This window comes from Pedobacter paludisoli (assembly GCF_052344095.1).
Classification (GTDB): Bacteria; Bacteroidota; Bacteroidia; order Sphingobacteriales; family Sphingobacteriaceae; genus Pedobacter.
Map to the genome: position 1 here is coordinate 130,677 of NZ_CP179926.1, position 19,205 is coordinate 149,881.

The window sequence follows — 19,205 nt, forward strand, 5'->3', positions numbered from 1 at the left end:
TTTATCAAACCACATGTTAGGATTAAAATTATTGACAGACCCGCGTTGGGCAAATATTGCTGAATCAAATTTGGAAGAAATTTTATCTGATCATGCTTGGTGCGAACAAAAAGCGGCTTCAAATGCCATTACCTTAATTACCCAAAATTCTGAACACCAGGATTTGGTTGATGAATTAACAGCGATTGCCATTGAAGAAATGCAGCATTTTCAGATGGTTATTAACATCATCAAAGAACGCGGGTATACCTTAAGCCGTGAGCGTAAAGATGATTATGTTGGGCGTTTGGTAAAGTTTAGTAAGAAAGACGGCAGCCGGAACATGGCTTTTATTGACCGTTTGTTATTTGCAGCAATGATTGAAGCGCGAAGTTGTGAACGTTTCCGGGTATTATCTTTAAATATCAAAGACGCGGAATTGGCTAAGTTTTATCACGAATTAATGGTATCAGAAGCGGGTCATTACACTACTTTTTTAAACTTTGCGCGTAAGTACAGCACCGATGTAGATGTGGAGAAACGTTGGAAAGAGTGGTTGGAGTTTGAAGGTGATTTAATAAAAAGTTACGGAACGAAGGAAGCCATCCACGGTTAGTCCTTTTTTAACTTCGGTGTTTGGAATTTGTTGCTGAAAACAATTTCTTTTTTATGTATGTTCCAAAGCCAAATAACAATGTCCTGATAGCTTTCGATGCCTTTTGGTTGATTGTTTAGCTTCAAAAAATTATCAAAAGCTTTGTCCATATAACCAAACATTTGTCCGTTGTAACGACGCCAAAATTCTTTTTCAGCTTTGAAATCCTGCAGCACTGCTGGTATTAATTTATCCCGCATAGGTTTATATTCTTGTGGTGCTTTCATTCTAACTTCAAATAACAAGTACCGCAACATTTCGTAATTGGCAGAGTACTGATAATCGATGTTGGGTAAATTGTTTGCCGTTAAATAGCCCAATAAATTAGCCTCATCTTCATATGCTATCCCCAATTGGTGAGCTATTTCGTGACAACTTACGTAGGGTTTTACAAAATTAGGAAGCGCTGTGTTGATATTGGCCTCGCCGGATAGGGGAGTGTAATACCCTTCAATTCCAGCTTTGCTGGTTAAATACGTACTTGAAACCGCCTTTAAACATGGTATTCGATACCTAAATAACGTATTTTCTTGCGCCATGAGTGCATACGCCTCGGACGATTTTTCTTGCAAAAGCTTGATGGTGTACTCGGGTGATTGGGATTGTTTGAGCTTTAAATCGTTTGTTTTTTGTATGAAAAAATCTGTCAATAACAGCAATTCTTTTACATTGTATTTTTCTTTACCAATGCCTAATTCATCGCTGACACTTGGACGGCTGTAATTAAATCCCCAAACAACTTTGAAAAGAATATAAAGCACCAAAAAAAAGTTTATAACTTCAAGAGGAACAATCAATCGATCTTGCTTCTTTAGCTGCTTTCTCCGTATGTAAAAGTTAATGAGCTTATAAAGTACAAAGGCAAATAAAAGGACGTATAGGCTATCGCCTAGGGCAAAAGGGAAGAGAGATGATATAAATCGAAGGCTGGCAGCTATATGTGGATAAATACCTGTTGAGTAATATTTTTGAATAAAAGATGGAAAAAAACCAATAATAAAAGTCAATACAACGAGTAGTAAAATTGCAATAAACTTGGTGTAGACTCCTTTATTTCGATTCATTTGGTAACAAAAGTATGATTTTCGACTATTTTATGTATTAATCTGAACCAAATAATTTTAATGAATCAATATTTTGGAAATGCTTTTGGTTTAATGTGTCAAAGGTTAGATTATGGGCTACAGCAATTGAAGCGATAAATAAATCGGCTTTATCAATTGTTTTTCTTAACGCTTTAAGTGAATTTTGAATTTCCACTGCGGCTAGGGCGGCATCACTACCAAAGGGAAAGATAATAAAGTTGTGCAACATGGCCTTCCAGAAATCTAATTGCTCGTCTTTTGCTCCAACGAATATTTCAAATTCGGTTACGCTAGAAATACATAGCGTGTCAAATGTTTTAGCTAATGAAAATAGCCTAGTTTTTGATTTGTCTTTTTTGCGGAAATAATCTATTAGGATGGATGTATCGACCATTATTATTTGGTCCGCCATTGATTAATTTTTTTTCTATTTTCTTTAATAGCGGCAATTTGGTCATCAGAAAAAACAGGTCCTTTTAATAAGAAATCTGAAAAATTTGAATTGTAATGTGTAAGAGGTTCTTCAGCTGTATAAGCTGTTTGACTAAACAGATGCTTGCCTTTAGATTTTTGCTGTAATACAGCAACAAAATCAGCTACTTCTTGCTTTAAATTGCTAGGAAGAGCTGATATGTTCGAAAATAATTGTAAATCTGTCATTTTTACGAAAAAATAAAGTCTACACAAATATACAGCTTTACCTTATAAATCGCAATCTTTTTCCAATTTTATCAGTCGTAAAACGACCTTTTTGATAGGCTAAATTGCCCGATACAAAGGTATGTGTAATGCTGGCTTGGAAAGTATTTCCATCAAAAGGGCTCCATCCGCATTTGTAAAAATTATTTAGCTTGGTTACTTTCCATTCGTCTTTTAAATCGACCAAAACTAAATCAGCCCAATAACCTTCGCGAATAAAACCACGTTTTTCAATGTCGAAGCAAATGGCTAAGTTATGTGCGGTTTTTTCAACGATTTTTTCGAGCGATATTTTGCCTTGCAAATGCATTTCTAACAAGGCAGGTAAGGCATGTTGTACCAAGGGGCCTCCCGAAGGTGCTTGTGCATAAGCTTGTTGCTTTTCTTCTAAGGTGTGTGGAGCATGGTCGGTTGCAATAACATCAATGTTATTTTCAATAACTCCTTTTAAAATAGCAACTTGATCGGCGGCGGTTTTTACAGCCGGATTCCATTTAATGAAATTTCCTTTGGCCGCATAGTCGCTGTCGTTAAACCATAAGTGGTGTACACATGCTTCAGCAGTAATTTTTTTATCCTTTAAGGGGATGGAATTGTCGAACAGCGCAATTTCTTTCGCGGTAGAAATGTGCAGAATATGTAAACGCGTTTGATACATTTTTGCCAATTCAACGGCTAGCGACGATGATTTGTAGCAAGCTTCAGCACTGCGAATCAAAGGATGCATGTCGATGGTTAATTCATCGTTGTATTTTGCCTTAAACTCGGCTAAATTATGGCGAATGGTTGCTTCGTCTTCGCAATGCGTAGCCACTAAAATAGGCGCTTTACTGAAAATGTTTTCCAAGGTTTTTTCGTTATCAACCAACATATTTCCGGTTGATGAACCCATGAAAACTTTAATTCCACAAACGTTTTTGGCATCGGTTTTAAGAACCTCTTCAATATTATCGTTGCTGGCCCCCATGTAAAATGAGTAATTGGCTAAGGACGTTTCGGCAGCAATGTTGTATTTATCTTGCAGTAATTCTTGTGTTAAGGTGTTGGGAATGGTGTTAGGCATCTCCATAAAAGAAGTAATCCCGCCAGCAACAGCAGCCATACTTTCGGTGAAAATATCGGCTTTATGGGTTAAACCAGGCTCGCGGAAATGAACTTGATCGTCCATCATTCCTGGTAAAAGATATTGGCCTTCGGCGTTAATTTCTTGTGCAGATGGATCGGATAGGTTCTGCCCAATCTTTGCAATAAATCCGTCTTTAACTAAAACATCGGCAATAATTTGTTGGCCTTCGTTTACAATAGTGGCCGATTTTATCAGGTATGTGTTGTTCATGATTCAAAGGTAGGAAGTAGAAAGCTAAAAGTGAAAAGCTAAAAGCTAAAAGGAGGTAAGGTTTAGGGATAAGGTTAAGGGTTAAAGGGGATAAGGTTAAGGGTTGAAGGGGATAAGGTTTAGGGTTAAAGGGTGTAAGGTTAAGGGTTGAAGGGGATAAGGTTTAGGGTTAAAGGGATACGGAGTAAAGGTTTCAGTAAGTAGTGGCAAGTTTACCAATTTAACCTATTCACCAAAACCGCGCCTTTATTGCTATCTTTGCGGCTATGGCTAAATCGTTTGAAGAATTTAAGTTAAACAGGCAAATTTTAAATGCAATTGCCGATGCGGGCTATACCGAAGCTACGCCAATACAAGAAAAAGCGATTGCTCCGGTGTTATCGGGACAGGATATTTTTGGTATTGCGGAGACTGGGACAGGGAAAACAGCTGCTTTTGTGTTGCCTATATTGATGCAGTTAAAGTACGCGCAGGGCGATAGCCCTCGGGCTTTAATTCTATCGCCTACGCGCGAATTAGCGATGCAAATTGCTGAGCAGGTTAAACTTTTTTCTACCTATACCGATTTACGTTCAGTGGTTATTTTTGGCGGAATTGGGCCCAAAGCACAAAAGGAACAAATTGCCAAAGGGGTTGATATTTTGATTGCCACACCGGGTAGATTTTTGGATTTATACCTGACCGGTGATATTGCTACCAAAAACTTGAAGTTTTTGGTGTTGGATGAGGCTGATAAAATGATGGATATGGGCTTTATTGGGTCTATTCACCGTATTTTAGAAGTGGTTCCGCGTAAACGTCAGAATTTATTGTTCTCGGCTACGATGAGCGATTTGGTAAAGAAAATTGCCGGAGATTTCTTGAAAAATCCGGTAGTAATTGAAGCTGCTCAGCAAGCTACTCCGGCTCAAAATGTTACGCAAGCCTTGTATTATGTGCCTAATTTTAAGACGAAAATTAATCTTCTACAACATTTGTTGAAGAACGATGAGGCTTTTACCCGTTTGATTATTTTTTGTAAAACGAAAACGGTTGCCGATAACATTTTTAGTTTTATTGAACGTCGGTATGGTGCCGATAATGTACGTGTAATTCATGCAAACAAAGGGCAGAATACGCGTATAAACTCGATAAATAGTTTTAAAGAAGGAAACATTCGCGTGTTGGTTGCAACGGATGTTGCCAGTAGAGGAATTGATGTGAGCGACGTAAGTCATGTCATTAATTTTGATGTGCCCATTATTATTGAAGATTATGTGCACAGAATTGGGCGTACTGGCAGGGCTTTTGCCAAAGGCGATGCCATTACTTTTGCCACCGATGCAGAAAAATATTATATCCGTAAAATAGAGAAATTAATTCGGCAGTTTATTCCGGTTTTTGAAATTCCACAAGGTGTGTTTATTGAAGAAACACCTTACGATGAGCGTCAGCACATTGCCCGTGAGATAGACTTGCAAAAGCGTAAAGAGGACCCTGATTTTAAAGGTGCTTTTCACGAAAAGAAAAATGCCAAGGCTATTGAACAAAAGGCCCGCGATAAGGCAAAAGCGAAAGCCGGTAAACCAGCCAATAACTTTAAGAAGGGGAAACGTTTCGATAAAAATAAGTAATGAAAGCAAAGATTACGCCTTTAAATATCCTAACAGCCTTGGCTTTTGCTTTGTTCGTGCTCAGTTTTTTTAAAGCGCAAACGGACAGAGCGCCGGTTGATAGTAGTTTTTTTTATCGGTTGATTTTAGCTTGTTTAATTGGTGTTACCTTTATCACAGATTTAGTTTTTCGGTTTAGTTTGAAAACCTTGCGCAAAATATGGCTGGTAGAAACCGTCTTTATTTTGGTAACGGTAATCTTGATGTTAATATTACAAAAATTTGTATAGGCCCGGTTGAAGTATAAGGCGAAATAAGCATCTTTGCAGGCGCAATGTAAAAGGACCATTGATGGGTTCTTTTACACTAAAAATTAGTTGAAAAATGAGAAAAGCAGAAATAAAATTAACGGTTGAATTAGACGAAGGAAATAATCCTGATAACATCCTTTGGGAAAGTACTGATGCAGGAAATAGTGATAAAGTACCTGCAAAAGCGATGTTCTTATCGGTTTGGGATCATAATTATAAAAACACATTAAAAATCGATCTTTGGACAAAAGACATGCCCGTTGACGAAATGAAACGTTTTTTTTATGAAACACTACAAACCATGGGCGATAGTTTTTTAAAAGCAACCAACGAAACCCTCATTGTAGAAGATTTACGTGATTATTGCGCTCATTTTGCTGAAAAAATGGGTATTGTTGAAGGACAATAATCGGCATCCTTTGTGGTGTTTTACGTATCTATTCATTAACCAATCTCAAGAATGTTAGTATTAAATAAATTTTATGCCTGGCTAGGGATACTGTTGTGTACCATAGCAGGTTTTTGCCCGATGTTAAAGGTGCCCCTTAAAGGCAATTGGAACTTGTATCAAAGCGATGCTCGTTTGTTTTTTATTACCTATGGTATTTTGGCCATCGCCTTGCTCGTATTATTTATGCGCAAAATTGCGGGCTTTAGATTCATGAGCTTTGTAATGGCTGTGTGGTACATTTTAAGCATTGGCGCCGTTTATTTTACCGTTAACAATTATACTAAACATGTTTTTGCCAATAAGCTAATCGGTAAAATTGTGCACTACCAATGGGGATGGATTGTCTTACTCGTAGGCGTTTTATTTATGCTCGTTAGCGTAAAGAAAACGCGTTTAGAAGTGAAATAACACGCAAGATTTTAATCAAGCGTGTTATTGACTTTTTAGAAAAGGTGTTTTTTAATTGTTTCCTTTAGGTTTCATTTGCTGAATACCTTGTAGTAGAATATTTCCTAACGTTTGTATATCAGCTGCAGATTTCGCAGCTTTTTGTCTTGCTCTTTCGGCCGCTTCTTCCTGTTCGCGTTTTTGCTGAGCAGCTAATGCTTCTTCTTTTCTTCGTTTATTCTCGGCATTAATTGCTTCTTGTTCTTTTGAAAATAGTGTGATGAAGTACATTTTTGACTTGTCGGTAAGTTTATCGCTGTAGTTGACGATAACTTTTGAGTTTGCATCGTTCGCTAATTTTAATAAGTCGTTTTTCATGCTTTCGTAATAGGCTTTATCAGGCGTACTGAAATAAACAATTCGCGACCAATTTTCGCCCAATTTATACTCGTAGCAAGCGTAGCAAAGAGAATCGGAAGGCGACTTGAAAAAGAAATCATATGGATCGGCTTTTTCGTTATAAAACAATTGACGCGTTGTCCAGTTAACGAATGCTATAGTGGCGTAATTCGCATCTAGGTATGTTTTTAACGCTGCTTTATCCATCGTATAGTAATTATTAATTAGGCTTGCGGCATCGATGGGTGCGGAGTTTGCAAGACGCGTGTTTACATCCGAAATATGGGTTTCAATATTTACTGAAATGTATTTGTATTTGTCGTTTACAGCGCCTTCTAAATGATTTTTACGGTAAATGGTTTCATCTTCCTCTTCTCCTTCTCCTTCATTAGTCCATTCGCTGAAATGAAATGTTTTTTTGAATTTAGTGTAAACCAAAGGGTCTGAAAAAAGGAAATCGAGTTTAGTTAATTTTTTACGGCTATCGCTAGTTACGGTTACCGAGCCTCCTCCTGAAAAGTAATATTCTGTTGTATAAATTCTTACTTTACTCGCTTCATCCTCGCTATATTCTGGGTAAATTTTGGTAGGCGTTTTACAGAGAAGTCTAATTCCTTGATTTTTTAATGTTTGAATAATGCTCATTCCTGTTTCAATCGCACTTTTATGTACCGAGAGGGAATCGGCGTTAAAAGGAGGCACAGTACCTATCAAAGGACTTTTATCGATGCCTGTGAAGCAAAGGTATTGGCTAAAACTCGTTTTTTTTTCGTTATCGCTGTAATCGTTTATAACTACCATGAGATTACTGTTCGAGTAGAGCGTGTTTTGTGCAGATTTATTAAGTAAAGGCCATTTGGTATGCCCCAAAATTCGCTCAAGATTGGTTTTAGTGGTTAATGAAACATTGGATATAGAACAATTAAACTGAACAACCTGATCAGCAGGATTAGAAAAAATGTCCAGCTCTATACCCTTTGTGCAAATAAGTTTGGTTTGTGTTTGCAATAATTTGCCTATTTTTTCGCCATTTTTTGGGTTTTCGTGAATCGTATTTTCGCTTAAAGATTCAATCGTTACGCCCATTACTTTTAGTTCATTGCTCAGTATTTTATAAGCCTGTTCGGTTCCTGAACGAAAAATATCGCTAGCCAGATTTTTAGGAGGAGCTATTGCTTGGGTACTTGGTTTAGCCGTTGTGGTAGTTTTCTTAACTTGAGCATTAGCGGAACTTATTATGCAAAATAGCACAAAAAGCAGTGGTTTGAGGGTGATTTTTTTCATGGCTAGGATCCTTTAATTAAAACCTAATTTTCTCCATAGTTGGAGATTTTAACCTGTGATAAATAAGAATTTCTATTGAGACAGAGCAAAGCTAAGGTTCTAAAGAACTTATATTTTGTTGTTTGAGTGAAGCATAGTGTTTTAAGGATGAAATGTAGTTCGGTTTGAGTGTAGTTTTTACCGATGCGTAAATCATTAAAAGCAAACGATTATTCTTTAATCAATAAATAGAAATGTGCGCACAAAAAAATCCATATTTCACTCAATTCTAATTACTTATTTGGCTTTTTGTGTTAACTTTATTAGGTATCATTCCTCTTCTGTTAATGAAAAAAACAACCCTGAGTTTTCTTTTGGTTTTATGCTTTGTTTTAGCGTTATATCCGACAGTTTTTGGACAAAAAATAATAACTATTTCGGATAGTGTTAAAAGAAGTCGCTTGTTAAATCAGGCAGAATTTGCGGTATCATCAAAGAACAATACTACTTTAGCGCAACTTGATTTCCTCGAATGGAAAGCCTTTGATGATTCGGTTAAATTGGGTTCGGCATTGCCCGATTCTACTTTGCAATATTGGTTGCGGTTTACACTCAAAAATACCTATCCAAGGGATACCATTTTGTTGCTGAAATTGGGCTCTAATATGCAAAAAAGTGTGTTGTACGAACAGCGGGGTAAACAGTTGGTTTTAGTGGCACAAACAGGCTTAGGTTCGCGCATTTCTGATCTTTCTATTAAAACAGATTATTTGAGGTTAAGCTTGCCTTTAAGAGCACAAGCACAACAACGTTTTTATTTGCTTAACCATAAGTACTTGTTTAATCTTACGCTCGCCAATCCAGCAATAGAAACACTCGATATGGCTTATTTAAATAGGGGAGAAGAGCTGCTTTTATCTCCTTCGAGCTATCGAAACGTAAAGTTATGGGTAGCCGGTTTTTATTTTGCTGTGTTTATTTATTGTTGTTTAAAATTTTTCTTTCAACGAAAACACATCGATTATTTATACTATGCACTAGCTTCAATCTCGTTATTTTTACGCTATTCTTTACAGGTTGATGCAATCGTGCTTGAAAGTAGTTGGTGGCCATCAATTAATAACGATTTTATTTATCTCCTATCTTTTGTTCCCCAAAATTTCTTTTACATTCTTTTCTTAATCAATTTCCTATCCTTAAAAGACCATAAATATTTATTTGCTTTTGCTAATTTTTGTTTGCTACAGTGGGTTGTAATGTTGGGGGTGATGGGGCTACATTATGCTCGGCCAGAACTTACCATTGCTACCAAAATTTTATGGATGTATAGTGCGTTGCCATTTTTGGTTTTAACCATATTGTTAAGCTATTATGCACGTCCAAATTCAAATAGAGGATATTTAAAATTTGCTTTTATTGGTTTAGTTACCATTTCTGTTGCATTTACATTTAGCGTAGTGCCAAAATGGATCAATTTAACCTCTTATTTGCCAAATTGGTATTATAGGGTTAACCAATACATCGATTTAATTACAGTTGCTTTTGTGCTTGATACAATTTTATTTCTAACGGCATTAGCCTATCGCGATAAGCAAGGCGAAATTGAACGGATTAATTTAAAACTTAAAAATGCTGAAAACGAGCATAAGATTTTGCGTTTACAGATGAATCCTCATTTTATTTTTAACTGTCTAAATTCAATTAACTTATATATTGAGCAAAATGATAACAATTTGGCTTCTGGCTATTTAAAAGAGTTTTCGCAATTGATGCGTCTTTCGTTGGTTCATTCAAGAGCAGAAAAAATAGTGCTTAGCGAGGAATTAACAGTTTTACGATTGTATTTGGAACTCGAAACCATGCGCTTTAAAGGTAAACTGAATTACGCTATAGAAGTAGATAAGAATGTGGATGTTGATTTTATAGAAATACCGCCAATGCTTATTCAACCTCAAATAGAAAACGCAATTTGGCATGGCTTAATGCATAAAAAAGAAGGAGGCAAAATTAACATCAAGATTAATCAAGATACAATTGCTCAAAGTTTACAGGTAATTGTGGAAGATAACGGTGTTGGAAGGGCTAAAGCAGCAGAATTAAATAGCAAAAATGCTGAAAAGGAAAAATCGTACGGAAGTGTAATTACTAATGAAAGAATTGCGGTTTTGAATCAAAAATTTAATGCCAATACCACCTTGCATGTTGAAGATTTGTACAATGAAAATTATCAACCAATGGGTACTCGTGTTACCATAAATATACATTTGATATGAAATTATTAACAACAATGATTCTTGACGATGAGGAGGACAGCCTGAGTCTTCTTCGTTTACAATTAGAAAAACATTGTCCAGAAATAGGGAGTATACATGTTTTTAATAGCCCGGTAAAGGCTCTTGAAGAAATTGAATTTATAAAACCTGATTTGATTTTTTTGGATGTTGAAATGCCAGAAATTAATGGTTTTAGGTTTTTAGAACAATTACTGCCCTTATCGTTTAGTGTGGTTTTTGTAACGGCGTATAACGAATTTGCAATTAAAGCTTTTAGATTTAGTGCCTTAGATTATTTGGTAAAGCCAATTTACATCGATGATTTAATTGAGGCGGTAAAAAAAGCGGTTAAAGTAGGTAAACCATTAGAATCGCAGTTGAGTGTTTTTCAGCAACATTTAATTGGCGATAAGGTTAATAAATTGGCGGTGAGCTCTTTATCTGGCATCGTTTTTATAAATTTAGACGATATACTTTACATCGAAGCTAGTAGTAATTATTCAATTTTAGTATTGCAAAATGCCGAAAAAGTGATTGTTTCTAAAACTCTAAAGGACGTTCAAGAGATACTAGAAGGAAGAAATTTTTTTAGAATTCACCGTCAATATATTATCAATTTGAACAAGGTAAAACAGTTTAATAAAACCGATTGCTTGTTAACTCTTGAAAATAACAAGCAGTTGCAAGTTGCCCGTATACAGAAAGATAAGTTGATGGAGCGGTTTGGGGTAGTATAAAATTTAAAGATTTTGTGCTGATGTTGTTTTAACTGATCGAAAACGGTTTACGTGTTGGCATTGGAGGGGATTTTTAGCACAAAAGTTTAATCGAAGAACGAATGTTGAACCTTGCACAAATGCCTAATCGAAGCACTTCATCCCCGCTTTTGGCAATACCCGTGTTGAACTTAACACACGGTAGCCTCTATCCCGTTTTTCGTACCTTGCTACTATAAATAAATTCAATATAGTATGGTTACAAAAAAAAGAATCCCGAAGTATCCCGGGTAAACAAGCCCCTTACTCGTGCACAGCACGAAACTATACCTTCAAACTCTTCCTCGCAAAAACCATAGCTAACAAACGGTTCCGTTCAACACTGGTTTCATTGTTCGTGCTGCGCATCCAACGAAACCTTAGCTGTTAGTGGTAGTGCTTCTTTAGGCAATCAGTTTTTTTTTACTACTGCAAGCCCTTGCTCTTGATTTCGTTGCTTAGCTGTTTTCGGCTTACATAGCATGTTGTGTGAATTAATTTAATTAATAGTCTGTTAGCACAACAGCAATGTTTACATCTTGTTAAGAGACAGCACAATTATTTATTGTGGGCTGTCTCATTTAGGTAATAAGTAGGGATCGCTTGTTCTGATTTCTCAACATCCCACACTATACTTGATACTTTCCATCCGTTAGGTGTTTTAACCAACTGAAAGCTATTTACGCCTCTTTCAATAACTTTGTCCATATTGTTCATGTAGGTTTTGTAAGAGCTAATTCTTTGAGCAATATTTCCGAATTGATCCGTTCTACCATAAATCTCTTCTTCGTAAAAGGATTTAATATAACCAGATGTTACTGCTTTTTTATAGTTATCAATAAATTGGCTCAAAGAAAATATCCCTAACTTGCCTGATCTAAAATTGATAAACTGAGCCTCTGGGATAAAGCAGTTTTGAATTTTATCGTAATTTAATGTTTCTCCTTGTTTAAAACATAATGACTTGTATGCTTCATCAACCGCCTTTTTAATAGCTTCCTCGTCAGGCATCCTAGTCAATGAATTGTCATTGGTAGATGACGATAGTTTCACTTGTGCTTGGCAGGGAGCTAAAACAAAGAATGTAGAAGCAAGCAAAAACATTTTCATGAGAGATGGTAAATTAATCATAGTTCTTATTTTTAATTATTGCTTACTCTATTCGGTTTTCGGCTTTTCCCGTTAATTGTCAAATAGTTTTAATTTATGAAAGTAATCTGTCTACAATTGCCACTAACGTTTTGCTAGTAGGCGCTGGTTGGGATTAAAAATGCGATTTATTTCCATTAAGCACAAATTTTGCAAATACAAAACCGACTTTCAATAAACACCAATACCCAATTTGCGCTTACTAACTGTTGTGCGATGTTTATTTAATGTATTCAGACACTGTTTTTTTGCTATACAAAGAATACTTATAAGGTTTTGTAGATTTATCCTCAGCTATTAGTCCTAGTTTAATAAGTTCATTTAAATCTCTACTTGCGGTCTGTCTTACAATTTCATGTTTTTCAGCGTACGAACTCAAAGTGACATTATTTTTATCTTTTAGATACAAAAAACCTATCAAGTCAGCTTGTCTTTTATTTAAACCTTTTGAAAGTAATTCATAAGAAACAAGATTAGCTTTTTTCCTTTCTTCAAGTTTTTTATCTCGATATTGTATTAATTTTTCAAAAGCTATTCGTATATTTTTTATTGAGTATGATATGAAATAATTTAAATCGTTTTCATCATATTCTGTTTTTAAAAACGCTTTGTCGTATTGCGTCCTAGATTCAAGTATAACTCTTGAAATTGAAATATTATTAACCAATGAATAGCCTTTTTTTAATAAATACCAGTAAAATAAAGCTCTTGCGGTTCTGCCATTACCATCTTTAAACGGATGAATAAATCCAATCATAAAATGTATGACAGATGCTTTTATTATTGGATGAATAAACTTTCCATCATCATTAATAAACTCGCATAATTCTCCCATAAGAGGTTTGACTTCATTCCAGTCAGGTGGAATATGAGCAATTTCACCATCTACATGATCTGTTACATATATTTCTCCATCTCTAAAATCACCTGAATATTTTTCTGCATCTGTATTTGCAGTCATAATTTTATGTAATTCAATTATGATTTTAAAATCGATCTTACTATTTATGAATTCACCAGTGTACTCAATCGCTCTTAAGTTATTGAATATCATTTGTTCTGATTCATTTCTTGGATTTCTTCCAGATTTAAGCATATCTCTTGCTACTTCGGTAGTAGTAGCAGCACCTTCAACCTGAGATGAAGCAACAGCCTCTTCTAATAATGAATTTTTAAAGAATTCAATTCTATCCGATGGGAGAATAGGGTTTTGCTGTAAACCACCCATTAGTTTCAAATCAAAATCATGTAAATTCTTGGAAATATATTCAGAAAGAAAATAGTTAAATGTATAGGTTCCGAAATTTAATTTTTCATACTTAGAAGTTCTATACGTTTTAATTAATGTCCAATTATCATTTTGTGATTCAAATGGCACATCTTTTTTGTATTTAATATCATCCCAATAGAAATACTTCTCATCTGACTTAGCTATAAAATCTCTGAATTCACCTTTCCAAATTTTTTGGAGGTATTCAATGTTTAATTTACATTTTGGTGGTTTTTCAAGTTTCATTTTTAGTCATTGTTAAATTGTAGTTCAAAATTAACAATGTTGTTTGAGGTATGCAAATTTTATGGTAACGAGTTCTGCTGTTAAATATGGCACAACGGCAGTTTGTCTAAAAACCTAAATTGGTTTTAGATTGCCAGCTTTAGGATTTAAATATAGTTGATTTAACATGAGCTCGATGTTGCGCTGACACTCCTTTTCCAATTTCCTTGACGAACGAATACGGTTGAGGTAGCCATAAATAAAAAGCCTCAACAAATCTCCTGGCTGGTAGGCCAGGCGACCGTTATCAATAAAATCCGTCTCGAATCCGTAATCTTTCATGTTAATTGCCGAAACGAAAAGGTCTATCAGGCGGACTTCATTATCTTGACCTACAGCTTGATCCAAACAGAAAAACTCGGTCTGGTTGCGGTCTTTTCCCTTGATGAATTTCATACCGAAAATTACCAAAAACCATTTCGTTGAACCAGAAAACTTATCAATAAAAATGTGGATAACTAGCTGAGGTTTTTAGACAGTTTGACGTTTTGCCGCTTTGCGATGGCGGGGTGTTTTAGCACTAAACTTCATTCTGAGAACTGAACTTTCACCTTGCACAAATGTGTCTGCGAAGCACGGAACCCCCGCTATCGCAAGCCCCTTGTTAGCGGCAGTAAAACTGTTCCTCATTGGTTTGATGTTTTTTCATATACAATACCTTCTCTTGAGTCTGGGTCTCCAATAGTAATCAATATTGAGAAGTGGTCATTCTTTTTCACAATGTCAGCGAAAGTTACATGCTCAATCTCAACTTGACAATTATCTCCAGTCGGACAGTAAACATTCCATTTTCCTGTCTGGTCAATTGTTTTTCCATTTGAGTTTCCAAAATCGTTTACAATGTTGTCGGGTAGTTTATGAAAGTAGAATGTGTTACCTGAATTGAGTTCTAATCTACTGCCGTCAATATTATAACCTTTGTGAATTAAAAATTTCTTTGAACTGCTATTAAGTTCATACACTCCGTAAAGTTCGATGTCAGAAGGTTTGTTCTTTAGTTGTTCGTAGCCATAGTCCCAAGCTGGAAAAATGAGAAACATTGCAGCAAATAGGATGGGAAGCAGAATTGAAAAACCAAAAACTAAATTATACAACCTCTCTCTAAATGCTGACTTGTCTTCCTTATTGAGTAACTTGTCCGCAAGTGGTCCGAGGAAGTAAAACAAGTTTGCGAACCCAATGTAAATCCAAGAACCTATACCTTGAACAATTAAAGCCAAAAGAGAAAAGTTCTTGTGTCCCTCAATTATGAAAATGAAAATGTAAGCCAAAACACCCGAAAGTATCACTCCCAAATTGTATCGTCCTCGTCTTTGTTCCCACCAACTTTTAGGTTTTTGATTACTCATTTTTATTGGTTGTGTTTGTTCGTTTCTTGCACAAAAGGTTCAAATTAGCACTGTCCCATTTATTGCCGCTAACGGTTCGGGGCTTTGCGTTCGGGCGGGTTTCGGAGCACAAAGTTTCAATTTATTACTAAAGTTCATTAGAAGCATAAAGCTCCAAGTTTGCACGTCAGCCCGCCTGACGCAAAGCACTCATGTAAAAGCAGTAATCCTGCTCCATCCAAAAAAGGTGTAGACTTACGTTAATAAGCTACCAAAAAAATTGAATTATGGCAACAGAAACTACTGCTTTACCAAAGCTATTCATTGGTATTGACATTCACAAGAAAAGTTGGTCAGTTCATATCCGTAGTGATATCAGCGACCATAAAAATTTCACTATTCCTGCAGATCCTGCATTACTTTATAATTACGTGATAGGTAATTTTGCAGAACATGAAATTAGTCTAACTTATGAGGCTGGCTGCTGTGGCTTTAGTGCGGCACGTTATTTTATGCAGTTGGGCTGGGAAGTAACGGTTGTAAATCCTGCAGATGTGCCCACCAACAACAAACAATATTATCAGAAAACCGATGCATTGGACTGTAGGAACCTCAGTAGGCAATTGTCCTTGGGCGAATTGAAGGGCATCTTTGTGCCGGATGAGCGTGAAAACGAACTGAAAAGTTTGTTACGCCAACGTGCTGCCATTACTCGACAACTTCGTAGAGCAAAAACACAGATTAAAAGTTTTTTGCTCTACCAGGGCATCAAAATCCCACAAGAACACGATAATCCGAACTGGACAAAATCATTCATAAGTTGGCTGAAGGATATCAAATGGAATTTCCAAACAGGTAAGTTGTGCCTAGATAGCAAGTTAAGGGTCTATGAATTTATTTATGGTGAATACCTGCAACTGGCCAATGAACTTCGTGCCTATTGCAGAAAGCATCATAAAAAGGATTACTATCTATTGAAGAGTATCCCAGGGGTTGGTGGCTATCTTGCCTCGGCACTGATTGCCGAGCTTGGAGATATCAGATGTTTCAATAACGAAGAACGTTTTGCCAGTTATGTGGGGTTTATACCGATGATGCGCAACAGTGGGGCTGTTGAAAACGTTTTCGGGGTAACGCCACGTTGCCGAGGGCTTTTGCGGAGCTACATTATAGAAGCAGCATGGGTAGCGCTTCGCCTTGATCCACAAATGCAGGCTTACTACCGTACCCACATTGGTAAAAACCCCAAAAGTATTGTGGTTAAATTAGCAAGAAAACTATTAAATCGTATCCTCTCAGTAATCAAGACAGAAAATCCCTATCAGATAAATTATCAAAAACCAACTAGTATGACATAAAAAAAAGATATATATCAGGAAAAATAATTGTTAAAAGCTCATTAAAAAACAAAATTTCAGACTACAAAACACGGGTTGTGAAGCATCTCGCTGTCACACCGCAAAGCAGGTAGCTGTTTTTAATCAATAAACCATAGGGGTGCAGGTGGTGTCTTGAAAATAGGCAGCCACACATAGGAGCCTGAGCTTAATGATTATCGAGGTGTTTGAGGAGCATTAATTTAGCCCCCAATACCCATTGTATTGGAATATTTAAACGGAATAATTAACTTGGTTCAAGGAAAACTACTTTACATAGGAACCCGTGTTATAGGGCGTTTTTCTTTTTCGTCCTATTGTTCATTTTCAGCGTATAAAATGTTTTTCGGCAATAGTTCATTTTGCAAATATTTGATTTCAGCCTTTGCCCAAAAGTTAATATTCATTAGCCCCATAGTACCGTTGTCAAACCAATTGCCGTCTCTGTCTTGAATTTGTAATGTCCATTTATACGCTTTACCATTTTTAGAAAACTCTTTAAGCCTTGCAATTCCTGTCAGACCGAAAACAAGTTGATTTAGCATTTCATTAGTTTCGTCCTCGGTGTTGTCAAAGTGCCAATGAAAAGTCCCGAAATGAAGTGTGTTTTCTCTTTCGTCAGTCTGCAGTAGAATATCAAAACCGTTGTCGTCACGACAAAATATTTCAAGTTCGCTGTCATTTTTCTTGTCGAATTTAATGTCAGGATACTTGTTAAGTTTTTCGAGTACAAACTCGATAATATTTTGTTCTGTCATTGGTTTGTGGTCGTCTTTTAAAATGCCCTATAACGTTTTGCAGGTTTAAGTTGAGCCTAATTTAATTGCACCAACTGTCCACAGCACTAAACTAAATAAATGGCTTCAAATTTTCGTGTTCTTGCTTCGCCCGAGGCTTAACTTGAACCTGTTGTTATAAGCCGTTTATTTAGTTTCCATTTTTTCAATCCAATAACGTCTTTTCGGACTGTCTTTTTCCATTTGCTTCCGTATAATTTTGTCAAATGGCTAAATACAAATTCGTTGTAAGTTTTAACACATTCTAAGTTCGGAGCATTGCACCCAAAATCGTAATAATAAACTTGATATTTATTTTCGAAATCCTTGTCCGTCGAAATTACCACTGGAGCAATTCCACCTTGAAGCAATAAAAATAAAGTTTGGTTTTTTAGGTCAGCTTTAAACAGATTTTCTACCTCGTCACACTTTTCAATAAATGTCATTTTTGTCGCTCCGCTACTATTGATTTCTTCATCTGTCAATTTTCGGTTTTGTCCGAATGTCAACTGATTAAGTATAAAAAACAGTAAAATTAGTAGCGTCGCTTTCATTGTACTTTTGTCTCCTAGAATGGCTTATAACTCCCAAATATACGAAGTTTTTTAAGTTTAATTATGTTTGCTTTTTTTTTATTATTTTTGATTAACTTATTGATAATTAATTTATTGTGCTGTTATTTTTTTTCGTGTATTGCGTATAGTTTATGTTTTACTATATTTATAAATTCAATAAGCTATATAAAATTTGCGTATATGAAATTTGAAAGAAAAATGTACCAATTTGAGTTGGGTCAGCATAAAGAAAAGAAGGTGATATGGGTTAAGTTTAAAAAAGATTCAATGCTTATTGCCAATCTTAAAGAGGTAGCAAAAGCGTATTGGAGCAATACCAAAAAGTGTTGGTACGTGCTTGATGTGAAACAATATAGAAAGTTATTCGACTTGCCTGAACATGCAATAGGCGAACAAATGTTAAAAAAAATAGCAGAACCAAATAAGAAACATTTTATACGCTTTAGAGAAACCTTGCAGTTAAAAATGTACAGTAAAAATACCTTGCAAATCTATTGCGCAGCATTAGGGCATTTTTTGGCCGATTTAAAAAATGTAGATGCCGAAAGCTTAAGCCAAGAACGCGTAAGAAGTTATTTTATATATTGCGTTCATGTACTAAAGTTAAACGAAAACTATCTACACAGTAGAATCAATGCGGTAAAATTTTTTTACGAGAAAGTGCTGCACCGCGAGGGCTTTTTCTTGGATATTCCACGACCCAAAAAAGCCAGTATTTTGCCAAAGGCAATAAATAAAAGTGATATCAAGAAAATGTTTTCGGTAATAAAAAACCGAAAACACCTATTAATGCTAAAGCTTTGCTATGGTATGGGCTTGCGGGTGAGTGAAATTGTAAATCTTAAAATAAGCGATATTGATAGTAAAAGTATGCATGTGTTGGTTTCGCAAGCAAAAGGCAAAAAAGACCGCTATGTAAATTTACCAGAAAGTATACTGCTTGAACTACGGCAGTATTATATAGAATATGCCCCTAAAAGCTACTTATTCGAAGGTCAAAGGGCTGGGCAATACACCATCAGGAGTGTTCAGGCGGTTTTTAAGAAAGCGCTAAACGAAGCAAAAATAAATAAACAGGTGGGGATACATAGCTTGCGACATAGTTATGCTACTCATTTGTTAGAGGCAGGTACCGATATATCGTTTATCAAAGAGTTATTAGGTCATAATAACCTTAAAACCACACTCCGTTATACTGCATTGGCAAATCGAATGATCAGTACTATTAAAAGTCCGTTAGATACGATGGATGAGGAATAAT

The 19,205-nt window shown here is 35.9% G+C and carries 20 protein-coding genes; 9 read left to right on the plus strand and 11 right to left on the minus strand.

Annotation, left to right across the window (positions count from 1 at the left end):
• Positions 1 to 13 precede the first annotated feature (13 nt).
• Complete coding sequence (locus ACJVDK_RS00510; RefSeq protein ID WP_443938366.1) at positions 14 to 595, plus strand: tRNA-(ms[2]io[6]A)-hydroxylase; 582 nt, start codon at positions 14 to 16, stop codon at positions 593 to 595.
• On the opposite strand, the gene ACJVDK_RS00515 is transcribed toward ACJVDK_RS00510, so the two are convergent.
• Genes ACJVDK_RS00515 through ACJVDK_RS00530 form a run of 4 tightly spaced genes read right to left on the minus strand, consistent with a single transcriptional unit; the run spans position 592 to position 3,754 of the window.
• Positions 592 to 1,698 carry a DUF3810 domain-containing protein gene (locus tag ACJVDK_RS00515; protein ID WP_443938367.1) on the minus strand — a complete coding sequence of 369 codons (1,107 nt, stop codon included), beginning with the start codon at positions 1,696 to 1,698 and terminating at the stop codon, positions 592 to 594. The two genes, ACJVDK_RS00510 and ACJVDK_RS00515, sit on opposite strands and share 4 nt — an antisense overlap.
• A gap of 37 nt (positions 1,699 to 1,735) precedes the next feature.
• The gene (locus ACJVDK_RS00520) at positions 1,736 to 2,131 is read right to left on the minus strand and encodes a type II toxin-antitoxin system VapC family toxin (RefSeq protein WP_443938368.1); all 396 of its coding nucleotides are present in this window, start codon (positions 2,129 to 2,131) and stop codon (positions 1,736 to 1,738) included.
• A complete protein-coding gene (locus ACJVDK_RS00525; protein ID WP_443938369.1) occupies positions 2,116 to 2,379 on the minus strand; it encodes a hypothetical protein in 264 nt (87 codons plus the stop codon). The genes ACJVDK_RS00520 and ACJVDK_RS00525 overlap by 16 nt, the downstream gene beginning before the upstream one ends.
• Positions 2,380 to 2,416: 37 nt before the next feature.
• Positions 2,417 to 3,754, minus strand: a complete 1,338-nt coding sequence (locus ACJVDK_RS00530; protein ID WP_443938370.1) for a dihydroorotase — start codon at positions 3,752 to 3,754, stop codon at positions 2,417 to 2,419.
• Between the two features lie 266 nt (positions 3,755 to 4,020).
• Between ACJVDK_RS00530 and ACJVDK_RS00535 the strand changes: the two genes are divergently transcribed.
• From ACJVDK_RS00535 to ACJVDK_RS00550, 4 genes are all read left to right on the plus strand, one after another.
• Positions 4,021 to 5,367 carry a DEAD/DEAH box helicase gene (locus ACJVDK_RS00535; RefSeq protein WP_443938371.1) on the plus strand — a complete coding sequence of 449 codons (1,347 nt, stop codon included), beginning with the start codon at positions 4,021 to 4,023 and terminating at the stop codon, positions 5,365 to 5,367.
• A complete protein-coding gene (locus ACJVDK_RS00540) occupies positions 5,367 to 5,636 on the plus strand; it encodes a hypothetical protein (protein ID WP_443938372.1) in 270 nt (89 codons plus the stop codon). Before ACJVDK_RS00535 ends, ACJVDK_RS00540 begins: the two co-directional genes overlap by 1 nt.
• Positions 5,637 to 5,730: 94 nt before the next feature.
• Positions 5,731 to 6,066: a gliding motility protein GldC gene (gene gldC, locus ACJVDK_RS00545; protein WP_443938373.1), complete on the plus strand. Its 336-nt coding sequence runs from the start codon at positions 5,731 to 5,733 to the stop codon at positions 6,064 to 6,066.
• Between the two features lie 51 nt (positions 6,067 to 6,117).
• Entirely contained in the window at positions 6,118 to 6,516 is a 399-nt protein-coding gene (locus ACJVDK_RS00550; protein ID WP_443938374.1) for a hypothetical protein, read from the plus strand.
• A gap of 51 nt (positions 6,517 to 6,567) precedes the next feature.
• Here ACJVDK_RS00550 and ACJVDK_RS00555 read toward each other — a convergent pair whose 3' ends face one another.
• On the minus strand, positions 6,568 to 8,178 hold the full coding sequence (locus tag ACJVDK_RS00555; protein ID WP_443938375.1) for a hypothetical protein: 1,611 nt from the start codon (positions 8,176 to 8,178) through the stop codon (positions 6,568 to 6,570).
• A 326-nt stretch (positions 8,179 to 8,504) separates the two neighbouring features.
• Between ACJVDK_RS00555 and ACJVDK_RS00560 the strand changes: the two genes are divergently transcribed.
• Entirely contained in the window at positions 8,505 to 10,430 is a 1,926-nt protein-coding gene (locus ACJVDK_RS00560) for a histidine kinase (protein WP_443938376.1), read from the plus strand.
• The gene (locus ACJVDK_RS00565; protein WP_443938377.1) at positions 10,427 to 11,167 is read left to right on the plus strand and encodes a LytR/AlgR family response regulator transcription factor; all 741 of its coding nucleotides are present in this window, start codon (positions 10,427 to 10,429) and stop codon (positions 11,165 to 11,167) included. The genes ACJVDK_RS00560 and ACJVDK_RS00565 overlap by 4 nt, the downstream gene beginning before the upstream one ends.
• 576 nt (positions 11,168 to 11,743) lie before the next feature.
• Here the strand turns inward: ACJVDK_RS00565 and ACJVDK_RS00570 are convergent.
• From ACJVDK_RS00570 to ACJVDK_RS00585, 4 genes are all read right to left on the minus strand, one after another.
• On the minus strand, positions 11,744 to 12,316 hold the full coding sequence (locus tag ACJVDK_RS00570; RefSeq protein ID WP_443938378.1) for a hypothetical protein: 573 nt from the start codon (positions 12,314 to 12,316) through the stop codon (positions 11,744 to 11,746).
• A 238-nt stretch (positions 12,317 to 12,554) separates the two neighbouring features.
• Positions 12,555 to 13,850, minus strand: a complete 1,296-nt coding sequence (locus tag ACJVDK_RS00575) for a Fic family protein (RefSeq protein WP_443938379.1) — start codon at positions 13,848 to 13,850, stop codon at positions 12,555 to 12,557.
• Positions 13,851 to 13,964: 114 nt separating this feature from the next.
• Positions 13,965 to 14,285, minus strand: a complete 321-nt coding sequence (locus tag ACJVDK_RS00580) for a transposase (RefSeq protein ID WP_443938380.1) — start codon at positions 14,283 to 14,285, stop codon at positions 13,965 to 13,967.
• Between the two features lie 230 nt (positions 14,286 to 14,515).
• Complete coding sequence (locus ACJVDK_RS00585) at positions 14,516 to 15,238, minus strand: hypothetical protein (protein ID WP_443938381.1); 723 nt, start codon at positions 15,236 to 15,238, stop codon at positions 14,516 to 14,518.
• A gap of 266 nt (positions 15,239 to 15,504) precedes the next feature.
• On the opposite strand from ACJVDK_RS00585, the gene ACJVDK_RS00590 reads away from it, so the two are divergent.
• On the plus strand, positions 15,505 to 16,575 hold the full coding sequence (locus ACJVDK_RS00590; RefSeq protein WP_443938382.1) for an IS110 family transposase: 1,071 nt from the start codon (positions 15,505 to 15,507) through the stop codon (positions 16,573 to 16,575).
• Positions 16,576 to 16,907: 332 nt separating this feature from the next.
• Here ACJVDK_RS00590 and ACJVDK_RS00595 read toward each other — a convergent pair whose 3' ends face one another.
• Both ACJVDK_RS00595 and ACJVDK_RS00600 read right to left on the minus strand, forming a co-directional pair.
• On the minus strand, positions 16,908 to 17,351 hold the full coding sequence (locus ACJVDK_RS00595) for a hypothetical protein (RefSeq protein WP_443938383.1): 444 nt from the start codon (positions 17,349 to 17,351) through the stop codon (positions 16,908 to 16,910).
• A 137-nt stretch (positions 17,352 to 17,488) separates the two neighbouring features.
• Positions 17,489 to 17,854 carry an FEKKY domain-containing protein gene (locus tag ACJVDK_RS00600; RefSeq protein ID WP_443938384.1) on the minus strand — a complete coding sequence of 122 codons (366 nt, stop codon included), beginning with the start codon at positions 17,852 to 17,854 and terminating at the stop codon, positions 17,489 to 17,491.
• Between the two features lie 270 nt (positions 17,855 to 18,124).
• On the opposite strand from ACJVDK_RS00600, the gene ACJVDK_RS00605 reads away from it, so the two are divergent.
• Complete coding sequence (locus tag ACJVDK_RS00605; RefSeq protein WP_443938385.1) at positions 18,125 to 19,204, plus strand: tyrosine-type recombinase/integrase; 1,080 nt, start codon at positions 18,125 to 18,127, stop codon at positions 19,202 to 19,204.
• Position 19,205: the final 1 nt, after the last annotated feature.

Excerpts from the sequence above, each read along its gene's own strand:
- ACJVDK_RS00560 (WP_443938376.1), top strand. The coding sequence starts at position 8,505 with ATGAAAAAAACAACCCTGAGTTTTCTTTTGGTTTTATGCTTTGTTTTA.
- ACJVDK_RS00555 (WP_443938375.1), bottom strand. The coding sequence starts at position 8,178 with ATGAAAAAAATCACCCTCAAACCACTGCTTTTTGTGCTATTTTGCATA.
- ACJVDK_RS00570 (WP_443938378.1), bottom strand. The coding sequence starts at position 12,316 with ATGATTAATTTACCATCTCTCATGAAAATGTTTTTGCTTGCTTCTACA.
- ACJVDK_RS00525 (WP_443938369.1), bottom strand. The coding sequence starts at position 2,379 with ATGACAGATTTACAATTATTTTCGAACATATCAGCTCTTCCTAGCAAT.
- ACJVDK_RS00575 (WP_443938379.1), bottom strand. The coding sequence starts at position 13,850 with ATGAAACTTGAAAAACCACCAAAATGTAAATTAAACATTGAATACCTC.
- ACJVDK_RS00595 (WP_443938383.1), bottom strand. The coding sequence starts at position 17,351 with ATGACAGAACAAAATATTATCGAGTTTGTACTCGAAAAACTTAACAAG.
- ACJVDK_RS00515 (WP_443938367.1), bottom strand. The coding sequence starts at position 1,698 with ATGAATCGAAATAAAGGAGTCTACACCAAGTTTATTGCAATTTTACTA.
- ACJVDK_RS00585 (WP_443938381.1), bottom strand. The coding sequence starts at position 15,238 with ATGAGTAATCAAAAACCTAAAAGTTGGTGGGAACAAAGACGAGGACGA.
- ACJVDK_RS00540 (WP_443938372.1), top strand. The coding sequence starts at position 5,367 with ATGAAAGCAAAGATTACGCCTTTAAATATCCTAACAGCCTTGGCTTTT.
- ACJVDK_RS00565 (WP_443938377.1), top strand. The coding sequence starts at position 10,427 with ATGAAATTATTAACAACAATGATTCTTGACGATGAGGAGGACAGCCTG.
- ACJVDK_RS00580 (WP_443938380.1), bottom strand. The coding sequence starts at position 14,285 with ATGAAATTCATCAAGGGAAAAGACCGCAACCAGACCGAGTTTTTCTGT.
- ACJVDK_RS00520 (WP_443938368.1), bottom strand. The coding sequence starts at position 2,131 with ATGGCGGACCAAATAATAATGGTCGATACATCCATCCTAATAGATTAT.
- ACJVDK_RS00510 (WP_443938366.1), top strand. The coding sequence starts at position 14 with ATGTTAGGATTAAAATTATTGACAGACCCGCGTTGGGCAAATATTGCT.
- ACJVDK_RS00535 (WP_443938371.1), top strand. The coding sequence starts at position 4,021 with ATGGCTAAATCGTTTGAAGAATTTAAGTTAAACAGGCAAATTTTAAAT.
- gldC (WP_443938373.1), top strand. The coding sequence starts at position 5,731 with ATGAGAAAAGCAGAAATAAAATTAACGGTTGAATTAGACGAAGGAAAT.
- ACJVDK_RS00605 (WP_443938385.1), top strand. The coding sequence starts at position 18,125 with ATGAAATTTGAAAGAAAAATGTACCAATTTGAGTTGGGTCAGCATAAA.
- ACJVDK_RS00550 (WP_443938374.1), top strand. The coding sequence starts at position 6,118 with ATGTTAGTATTAAATAAATTTTATGCCTGGCTAGGGATACTGTTGTGT.
- ACJVDK_RS00530 (WP_443938370.1), bottom strand. The coding sequence starts at position 3,754 with ATGAACAACACATACCTGATAAAATCGGCCACTATTGTAAACGAAGGC.
- ACJVDK_RS00590 (WP_443938382.1), top strand. The coding sequence starts at position 15,505 with ATGGCAACAGAAACTACTGCTTTACCAAAGCTATTCATTGGTATTGAC.